General features: G+C 74.6%; 5 protein-coding genes. 3 read left to right on the top strand and 2 right to left on the bottom strand.

Annotated features, from left to right (window positions below; translation table 11 throughout):
* Window positions 1–105: 105 nt before the first annotated feature.
* Complete coding sequence (locus tag AB0J67_RS38140; RefSeq protein ID WP_363490199.1) at window positions 106–1,410, bottom strand: extracellular solute-binding protein; 1,305 nt, start codon at window positions 1,408–1,410, stop codon at window positions 106–108.
* 281 nt (window positions 1,411–1,691) lie between these two features.
* On the opposite strand from AB0J67_RS38140, the gene AB0J67_RS38135 reads away from it, so the two are divergent.
* Window positions 1,692–2,762 (top strand): NAD-binding protein, encoded by a 1,071-nt coding sequence (locus AB0J67_RS38135; RefSeq protein WP_363490197.1) that lies wholly within the window; start codon window positions 1,692–1,694, stop codon window positions 2,760–2,762.
* A gap of 66 nt (window positions 2,763–2,828) precedes the next feature.
* Here the strand turns inward: AB0J67_RS38135 and AB0J67_RS38130 are convergent, their stop codons facing one another.
* Entirely contained in the window at window positions 2,829–3,053 is a 225-nt protein-coding gene (locus AB0J67_RS38130; RefSeq protein ID WP_363490195.1) for a hypothetical protein, read from the bottom strand.
* Between the two features lie 59 nt (window positions 3,054–3,112).
* On the opposite strand from AB0J67_RS38130, the gene AB0J67_RS38125 reads away from it, so the two are divergent.
* Both AB0J67_RS38125 and AB0J67_RS38120 read left to right on the top strand, forming a co-directional pair.
* Entirely contained in the window at window positions 3,113–3,253 is a 141-nt protein-coding gene (locus AB0J67_RS38125; RefSeq protein ID WP_363490193.1) for a hypothetical protein, read from the top strand.
* A 41-nt stretch (window positions 3,254–3,294) separates the two neighbouring features.
* Window positions 3,295–6,801 carry a tetratricopeptide repeat protein gene (locus AB0J67_RS38120; protein WP_363490191.1) on the top strand — a complete coding sequence of 1,169 codons (3,507 nt, stop codon included), beginning with the start codon at window positions 3,295–3,297 and terminating at the stop codon, window positions 6,799–6,801.
* Window positions 6,802–7,013: the final 212 nt, after the last annotated feature.

Genomic DNA, 7,013 nt, shown 5'->3' with positions numbered 1-7,013 from the left:
GGCCCGGCACGCTCAGCGGTGCCCGTGCCGGGGCGGGCCCCCGGCGACCAGGACCCGGCCGACGGGCCCGTGCAGGTCCTCCAGCACGGCCCTGGTCGGGCGTTGTTACTGGGCGGCCTTCTTGCCGTCCGTGACGGCGGCGGTCCAGCCGTCAGCGGCCGACTTGGTGCCCTGCTCCACCGTGCGGAGCGCGTTCTCGACCGCGGTGCGCACCGGGGCGTTCTTCGCGCCCAGGTAGACCGGCTTGAGGTCCAGCGCGCCCTTGGCGAAGATGTCGCCGGTCGGGGCCTTGCTGAAGTAGTCGTTCACCGCGGCCTTGACGGCCGGGTCCGCGAGCGCCTGCGGCGACGAGGGCAGGTTGCCCTTCGACTTGAAGGCGGCGATCTGACCGGTCGGGTTGGTCAGGAACTTGACCAGCTCGGCGGCCTCCTTCGCGTGCTTGGACTGCTTCGGCACGGCCAGGAACGAGCCGCCCCAGTTGCCGCCGCCACCGGGCGCGGCCGCGATGTCCCACTTGCCGTTGCCGGCGTCACCGTTCTGCGAGGTGATGTAGCCGGTCATCCACGCCGGGCAGGCGATGGTGGCGAACTGGGCCTGCTTGAAGCCGTTGTTCCACTCGTTCGACCACGCCTGCAGCTTCGCCGACAGGCCCGCGTCCAGGATCTTGACCGCGAGGTCGTACGACTCCTTGACGGCCGGGTTGGTGTCGATGGTCATCGCACCCGACTTGTCGAAGTAGGTGTAGCCCGCGCCCTGACCGGCCTTCTGCATCAGGATGGTGTTGTAGGTGTTGGTCACCGCGTCGATGAAGCCCGCGTCCTTGACCTTGCCCTTGAACGTCTTGCCGACGTTGATGTAGTCGTCCCAGGTCGGCCACAGCTTGGAGACCTCGGCGCGGTCGGTGGGCAGACCGGCCTTGGCGAACAGGTCGGTGCGGTAGCACATGGCCATCGAGCCGACGTCGGTGCCCAGGCCCAGGATCTTGCCGTCGGCCGTGGTGCCCTGCTGGAACTTCCACGGGATGAAGTTGCCCGCGAGGTCCTTGGCGCCGTGCTCGGCCAGGTCGACGAAGAGGTTCGCCTTGTCCAGGTAGGAGATGATGACGCCCTCTTCGAGAGCCACCACGTCACCCGCACCGGCGCCGGCGGCGAGCCGCTGGGTCAGCTGCTGGTTGTGCGCGTCCAGCTGCGAGCCGGTGCCCCGCTCAACGATCTTGATGTTCGGGTGCTCTTTCATGTACTGGCCGTAAAGCTCTTCGTAACCGAAGTTGCCGAAGACGTCCACGTTCAGGGTGATCTGCTCGGTGGCGCCGGGCTCCGGCTCCTCCCCCGAACAGGCCGCTGCGCCGAGCGTGACGGCGGCAGCGAGTGCGATCGCCGCGAAGGAACGGCGCCGCAGGATCGTGCTCATCCTGACCCCTCTCAGGTCGTCGATGTGCGGTGGGGGTGATGCGTAGGGATCGGGCTCCCTGTGGCGTGGACCACATGGTCGGGAGCGCTCCCATGAGATTGCCGTGAGGTTACGTGGGTGTCAAGGGCGCTGATGGGAGCGTTCCCATTCTGTTACCTATGTCACTTCATGATCAATAATCCTGTGGCCAGCGCGGACGGGGTGGTTGCTGGCCGTTCGACGAGTATTGATTCGTTCGTCCAGCCAGTTAGGGTCAGCCCTTCGTCGGATACTCTCCGAGCATGGCCGGGGCGAAAAGGATCACCGCGAACGCGATCGAACGCGGGCAGATCAAGCTGCCGGAGCGCGAGTTCGACCCGATCCGCCACATCGGCCGGCGCATCCTCTATGGGCTGCTCATCCTCGGCACCGTCGTCTGCGTGGTGATGGCCGACAGCACCGGGTACAAGGACGGCGCGGACGGCGAGATGAGCTGGCTCGACGCGCTCTACTACGCGACGGTGACGCTGTCGACCACCGGCTACGGCGACGTCGTGCCGGTCAGCCCCACCGCCCGGCTGGTGAACGTCCTGGTCATCACGCCGCTGCGGATCGCTTTCCTGGCCGTGCTCATCGGCACCGCCTTCGAGGTGGCGGGCCGCCGCTTCCGGGACCAACGCCGCCGCGACCGCTGGAGGAAGACCTTGCGCGGACACACCGTCGTCATCGGGTACGGCACCAAGGGCGCCAACGCCATCCGGCAGCTGCAGGCCACCGGCGTCACGCCGGACCAGTTCGTGGTGGTCGACAGCGTGCAGGACCACGTGGACGAGGCCAACCGCGACGGGTACGCCGCGGTGCTCGGCGACGCCACCCGCGAGGTGGTGCTGCGCCAGGCCGCCGTGCACAACGCCGCCCGCGTCGTCATCGCCACCAACCGCGACGACACCGCGGTGCTGGCCACCCTGACCGTCCGGCAGCTCAACGCCAAGTGCCTGGTCGTCGTATCGATCCGGGAGGCCGAGAACGAGCCGCTGCTGCTGCGGTCCGGCGCCGACGCGGTGATCACCTCGTCGGCCGCGGCGGGCCGGCTGCTCGGCGTCGCGGCGCAGTCGCCGCTGGTCAGCGAGGTCTACTCGGACCTGCTGGTGCACGGCGACGGCCTGGAGCTGGTGGAACGCCCGGCCCGCCCGGACGAGGTCGGCCGCGCGCCGCACGAGCTGGGCGAGCCCGTCATCGCCGTGCTCCGCGACGGCCGCGCCCTGCAGTACCGGGAGGTCAGCGCGCTGGAGGCCGGTGACGCCGTGGTGGTGGTCGGCTGCCGGCCGCGCGGCAAGGACCACCAGGCCAACTCGGTCATCGCCACGTCCTGACGCCGCAACCCCGTTCGTCCCGCCAGAGCCGGCACGAACGGGGTCCCCCCGGTCAGCGGTCGGTGCTCAGTTCAGGTACCACAGGGCGTAGCCGCCCGGGGCGCTGCGGCAGTCGTAGTCGTCCCAGCCCAGCGCCTGGCTGTAGTAGGCGCCGCCGTAGACGCACGACAGGCTCTGGCTGTAGACGGCGTAGACGCGCCACTCCGCGGCCTGCGCCACCGTGGCGGTCCCCCCGACCATCGCGGCGGCCAGGGCGCCGACGGCAGCGACCCGGGCGAGCTTCTTCCGCATGACTTCTCCTCTCGCGGCCGCCGGGTGGCGGCCTCGGCATCGAACCTAGGCAGCCCCGCTTGACCGGCCGTGTGTCGTTTCTGGACGCCGCCGCCCCTGCCCGGCCGGCCGTCGCCCGCACCCCGACCAGGGACGGCCCCGCCCGCCGCGCGGGCCGCTTCCCGCCGACCGGCAAGACCGGCATAATCGACGGCGGGTGATGCGCGGGATCGACACTCTCGGTCCCAAGGAGATGCACGGCATGGCCCTTCCGCGTGCCCACACACCGGCGCGGCTGCTCGCCCAGTTCCGCCGCCGCGGCGGCCTCACCCAGGACGCGCTGGCTGCCAAGGCCGGTGTCGCCGTCCGCACCATCCGCGACCTCGAACACGGCTCGGTGCGCCGCTACCGGCCCGACGTCCTGCACCGGATCTCCACCGCGCTCGGGCTGACCGCCGAGGAGCACGCGCGCAGCCTCGCCCGGATCTGCGGCGACCCGCCCCGGCCCGGCGCGCCTCAGGTGGCCGTGCTCGGCCCGGTCCGCCTCGGCGTCGGCGAGGCCGTGGTCGCGATCGGCTCGCCGCCGCAGCGGCTGCTGCTCGCGCTGCTGGCCGTCCGGCCCGGCGACCCCGTCTCGGTCGACGAGATCACCGAGGTGCTGTGGGCCGGCGACCCGCCCCGGACCAGCCGCAACCTCGTCCACGGCTACGTGCTGCGGCTGCGCGGCGCGCTGCACGGCGGCGGACCCGGGCTGCGCCGGCAGGCCGACGGCTACCTGCTCGACCCGGAGCTGGTGCAGACCGACACCGCCCGGTTCGACCGGCTGCACGCCGAGGCGCTCGACGCGGCCGGCCGCGGCGCCGACGAGCCCGCGTTCCGGGCGTACGAGCAGGCGCTGCTGTGCTGGCGCGGGCCGTACGCGGCCGACGTGCGCGGCCGGCTCGCGCACCTGCCCGCCGTGGTGGCGCTGGAGGCGCGGCGGCTGGCGACCGCGCTCGGCTGGGCCGAGCTGGCGCTGCGGGCCGGACGGCCGGACGCGGTGACCGCGCAGCTCGCCGCGCTGGCCCAGGAGAACCCGCTGCACGAGGCCCTGCACGCGCTGCTGATCTCCGCGCTGGCCGCCTCCGGTGACCAGGCCGGTGCGCTGCGCCGCTACGACGAGCTGCGCGCCCGGCTGTCCGACGAGCTCGGCGTGACGCCCAGCCCGGCCGTGCAGGAGGTGTTCGTACGGGTGCTGCGCCAGCAGGCAGGCGACCGGCCCGCACCCGCGCCGCCGAGCGCCGCCCCGGCCCGGCCCGCGCAGCTGCCGCTGGGCGCGTCCGCCTTCACCGGCCGCCACGACCAGCTCGACCAGCTCGACGCGCTGCTGGCCCGGCGCCACGCAGACCCGGCCGCGCCCGCCGTCGCGGCCGTCGTCGGCATGGCGGGCGTCGGCAAGACCGCGCTCGCCGTGCAGTGGGCGCACCGGTCCCGCGCCGCCTTCCCCGACGGCCAGCTCTTCGTCAACCTGCGCGGGCACTCGCGCGGCACCGCGCTGCCCGCCGTCGAGGCGCTCGGCCGGCTGCTGGCCGCGCTCGGCGTGCCGCCCGCGCGCATCCCCGCCGACGAGGAGCAGGCCGCCGGGCTCTACCGCAGCGCCACCGCGGAGAGCCGGCACCTGGTCGTCCTCGACGACGCGCTCGACGCCGACCAGGTGCGCCCGCTGCTGCCCGCCGGGCGCGGCTGCCTGACCCTGGTGACCAGCCGCCACCGGCTAGACGGGCTGGTCGCCCGGGAGGGCGCGCGGCGGCTGACGCTGCGCCCGCTCACCACCGCCGAGTCGCTGTCGCTGCTGCGCGGCACCATCGGCACGCGGCGGGTCGCCGCCGAGCAGGCCGCCGCGGCACGCCTCGCCCAGCTCTGCGCCCACCTGCCCCTCGCGCTGCGCATCGCCGCGGCCGGGCTGCACGAGCACGACCGGCTCGACGAGTACGCCGCGGCCGTCGCCGCCGACGGCCTCGACCGGCTGGGGCTGCCCGGTGACGAGCACGGCGCGGTCCGGTCCGCCTTCACCCGCTCGTACGACCGGCTGCCCGAGCCCGGACGGCGCCTGTTCCGGCTGCTCGGGCTGGTGCCCGGCCCCGGCTTCACCCGCCCCGCCGCCGCCGCGCTGGCCGGGCTGCCGCGCGCACAGGCCGACCCGCTGCTCGACCGGCTGGCCGCCGCGCACCTGGTGGAGCAGCCCGTGCCCGGCGGCTACACCTTCCACGACCTGCTGCGCCTCTACGCCGCCGAGCGGGCCGAGCACGAGGAGCCGGCAGCGGCGCGGCAGGCCGCCGTGAACCGGCTGCTCGGCCACCTCGGCTGCGCCGTGGACGCCGCCGCCGAGCGGCTCTACCCGCAGATCCTGCGCCTGCCCGTCGCCGACCGGGGCGGTTGCACCTGCCCCGAGCCGGACACCCACGTCGACCTGCCCGACGCCGCCACGGCCCTGGCCTGGCTCGACGCCCAGCGGCCCCACCTGGTCGCCGCGATCGTGGCCGCGGCCCGGCACGGCGCGCCCCGCACCGCCTGGCGCCTGGCCGACGGGCTGCGCGGCTTCTTCCAGATGCGCATGCACATGGCCGACTGGGAGCTGGTCGGCCGCACCGCGCTGGCCGCCGCCGACACCGCCGCCGCACCGCACGCGCAGGCCGCGAGCCTGCTCAGCCTCGCCGCGGCGGCCACCTTCCGGGGGCGGCCGGACCAGGCGATCGAGCTGTTCCAGCAGGCCGCGGCGCGCGGAGCCGAGGCCGGGTGGACCGCCGGGCAGGCCGCCGCGGTCGGCAACCTCGGCGCCGCGCACCAGGTGTCCGGCGCGCAACCGGCCGCGGCCGAGTGCTACGAGCAGGCGCTCGCGCTCAACCGGCAGGCCGGTGACCTGGGCGGGGAGGCGGTGAACCTGGTCCGGCTCGGCGGCATCCACTTCGAACTGGGCCGCCTCGACCGGGCGGTCGAGATGTTCCGCAGCGCGCTGGCGCCGTACCGGCAGATCGGGGCGTCGTCCGGGGAGGCGTTCGCCCGCAACGGGCTGGGGCAGGGGCTGCACCACCTCGGCCGGCACGGGCAGGCCGAGCAGGAGCTGGGCACGGCGCTGGCGGCGTACCGGTCGGTCGGCGACCGGATCGGCGAGGCCGACCTGCTGGCCGGGCTCGCCGCGCTGCACCGCGACACCGGCCGCACCGGCACCGCACTCGCGCACGCCCAGGCCGCCGTCGAGGTCAGCGACGAGCTCGAACACCAGCGCCTGCGGCTGCGGGCGTACGAGGCGCGCGGCACCGTGCACGCCGCGCTCGGCCAGGACGGGCCCGCCCGGGAGGACCTGACCCGCGCGCTGGAGCTGGCCGAGCAGACCGGGCAGCGGTTCGCCGCGGTCGAGGTGCTGCTGGCGCTGGCCGACCTGCTGCGCCCGGACGGCGCCGGGCTCGCCCACGCCCGCCGCGCCGCCGAGGAGTCCCGCCAGGCCGGCTACCGGGTGCTGCTCGGCCGGGCACTGCACCAGCTCGCGGCGTACGCGTTCGAGCGCGGCGACACCGGCGACGCGCTGGGCCACGCCACGGCGGCGCTGTCGGTGCACCGGGAGACCGGGCACCGGCTCGGCTCGGCGCGCACGTTGCTGCTGCTCGCCGACGTGCACGCAGCCGCCGGCGAGGACGGGCCTGCCGCCGCGCACCGCCGCGACGGGACGACCCTGCTGACCGAACTCGGCTCCCCTGCGGCGTCCCGCCCGGCGGGCCCCGCGGAGCGCTGACCGCCATCGCGCCGTCCCGGTGTCGCGGCGTCGCGGCGTCGCGGCGTCGCGGCGTCGCGGTGTCGCGGTGTCGCGGTGTCGCGGCGTCGGGAAGATCGCTGATTCTGGTCGGAAAGTAGAGTCCTACTGCACTTTCCGACCAGAAAGAGCGGTCATGGCCCCCAGGTACCGGTACCCGGGTGGGGGGGGGGGGTGGTGGGGGTTGGGGGTCA

This window comes from Catellatospora sp. NPDC049609 (assembly GCF_040675365.1).
Taxonomy (GTDB): Bacteria; Actinomycetota; Actinomycetes; order Mycobacteriales; family Micromonosporaceae; genus Catellatospora.
This window is presented reverse-complemented; position numbering and strand designations above follow the sequence as displayed.